2 protein-coding genes are annotated in these 2,439 nt (G+C 64.3%); both read right to left on the reverse strand.

What is annotated here, in order from left to right; genetic code table 11:
- On the reverse strand, positions 1 to 449 hold a 449-nt coding region (locus tag EN984_RS31240), incomplete at its 3' end, for an ABC transporter transmembrane domain-containing protein (RefSeq protein WP_245480157.1).
- Positions 449 to 2,311 carry an ABC transporter ATP-binding protein gene (locus tag EN984_RS31245; protein ID WP_127270175.1) on the reverse strand — a complete coding sequence of 621 codons (1,863 nt, stop codon included), beginning with the start codon at positions 2,309 to 2,311 and terminating at the stop codon, positions 449 to 451. The genes EN984_RS31240 and EN984_RS31245, both read right to left, overlap by 1 nt.
- Between the last annotated feature and the right edge of the window lie 128 nt (positions 2,312 to 2,439).

Here is a 2,439-nt window from a genome sequence, read left to right on the forward strand (position 1 = left end):
ACCTCGGTCTTGTCCATGAAGCTCAACGAGACCCGCTGCAGATGGCTGAACATGGCCCGGCGCAGGTCGGAGAGCACGTTCTCGGCCACTTTGCCGACGACGCTTTCCTGCACATAGGAGGCGGCATAGTTGATCAGGATGATGACGGCGAAAGTGATGATCGCTGCGATCATCACCGGCTGGTCGAGCCTGCCCGCCGTCATGCCGTGGTCGATGGCGTAGCGGATGACCAGCGGGATCGCCAATTGCGTCAGCGTGAACACCAGCACTGCGGCGACCGAGATGAAGATCCGGCTCTGATACGGTCTCACGAAGCTCCAGATGCGCCTGACGATGCGCGGGTCGTAGGCCTTGCCGAAGACTTCTTCCTCGTCGCGATGCGAGCCCACGACAGCCCTTGTCGGCCGGCGGCTGGTATCTTCCTTGTCGTCGTCGGCCTGTGTCGACATCATGCGGCTCCCGCCACGACAGGCCGCTCATCGTCCGGCCGCAGCTGCAAATCGTAGAGCGCGCGATAGCGGCCACCGAGCGCCAGCAGTTCCTCGTGCGTGCCGCGCTCGACGATCCGGCCACCCTCGACGAACAGGATCTGGTCGGCATGCATCAGCGAGCTCAGCCGGTGCGAGATGATGAGCGTGACGCGGTCCCTGGCGAAGCGCTTCATCGCCGCCCGGATGCGCTGTTCGGTACCGGCATCTATTGCCGCGGTCGAATCGTCGAAGACCAGCACCGATGGCCGCAGCATCAGGCTCCGCGCAATGGTCAGGCGCTGCCGCTGGCCACCGGAAAGCGACGCGCCGCGCTCGCCGACAACCGTGGTGTAACCGGCCGGGAGGCCCATGATGTAATTGTGCAGCTGGGCGTACTCGGCTGCCTGCCCGATGCGGGTCTCGCGCGCCCAGGGATTGCCATAGGCGATGTTGTTCTCGATCGAGGTGGTGAACAGGAACGCGTCCTGCTGCACGACGCCGACGGCCTTGCGCAGCGATTTCAGCGTCACCTCACGAATGTCCTGGCCGTCGATGGTGATCGAACCCGAAGTGACGTCGTAGAAACGCGGGATCAGATGCGCGATGGTCGACTTGCCGCTGCCCGGTGGGCCGACAATGCCGATGGTCTCGCCGGACCGGGCCTCGAAGGAGATGCCGGACAGCGTCGGCCGGCCGCCTGCGCCCTCATAGCGAAAGCCGACATTGTCGAAGCGCAGCACGCCGTCGCTGACGACGAGATCCCTGGCGCCGGGCGCGTCCTCGATGTCGAGCTCGGCGTCGAGCAGTTCGAACAGCCGGGTGCCGCAGGTCGAGGCGCGCGCGAAGGAGTTGACCATCAGCCCGAGCTGGCGCACCGGCATCTGCAAGATGGTCATGAAGGTGAGGAACTGCGCCAGCGTGCCGACGCTGATCTGGCCTGCGATCACCTTCTGGCCGCCGAACCACAGGACCAGCCCCATGGCGGCCAGGAACGAGAAATTCATGGCGCTGGTGTTGGCGACGCGGATGTCGACGCGCTGATTGGCGAGGTCCAGTGCATCGCGCTTGGCGCGATCGAATTTTTCCAGCTCATGCCGCTGCGCTGCGAAAGCGCGCACGACACGGATACCGCCGAGGTTCTCATCCATCACCCGGCTCAGCACCGAGAGGCGCTCCTGCAACGTCAGCCAGGTGCTGCGCAGTTTGAGCTGGGTGACCGAGGACCGCCAGGCGACGAACGGCACGAAGCTCAGACTGAGCAACCCGAGCACGGGATCGGTGCTGACCAGGAGATAGGCGCCGACGCCGATCAGCACGCCGAGCAGCACCACGCGCAAAATGCCGGTGGAAAAGAACATGCGCACGCCGTCGAGATCGAGCAGGCCGAGCGTGATGAGATCGCCGGTGTGGACCCTGTCGTGGTAGGCGAAGCTCAGGCGCTGGATCTTCTCGTAGAAAGCCAGGCGCAGTTCATAGCCGGTGCGGTGGCCGACGGCCTCGCCATAGTAGTTCTGCGCCATTGTGAAGAGGCCGCGCAGGATCGAGACGACGAGCAGCGTCAGCGCCGTATTCCACAGCGCCTGTTCCGCGGCAGCGCCGGCACCCGCGGCCATCACACCTTGCGCCTGGTCGATGGCGCGGCCCAGCAGGCGGGGAATGAAAAGCTGCAAGGTCGCGGCAATAAAGGTCGAGACGATGGTGATGGCGACCTGCCAGGGATGGCGCAGCGTCATGCGCACGATGCGGAGCAAGGTGCTGAGGCCCTTGCCCCAGGAGGCTTCCGCCACATGGGCAAACGATTTGCCGCGCTCCGGCGCGCCGCCGATTGCTTGCGTGTTCAAGGGAAATGTCCAAACCAATCCGGAGGGTAGTCCGGACTAATAAAGCAGACTCAATTCAGATGGCGCGATGTTACGCGTGTCCGACTTGGCCGTTCAAGAGCCAATTCCGGTATCGCACTGTGCCTGAA

Origin of the sequence: Mesorhizobium sp. M7A.F.Ca.CA.004.12.1.1 (assembly GCF_003997835.1) — a bacterium.
In the GTDB taxonomy this organism is placed as follows: domain Bacteria; phylum Pseudomonadota; class Alphaproteobacteria; order Rhizobiales; family Rhizobiaceae; genus Mesorhizobium.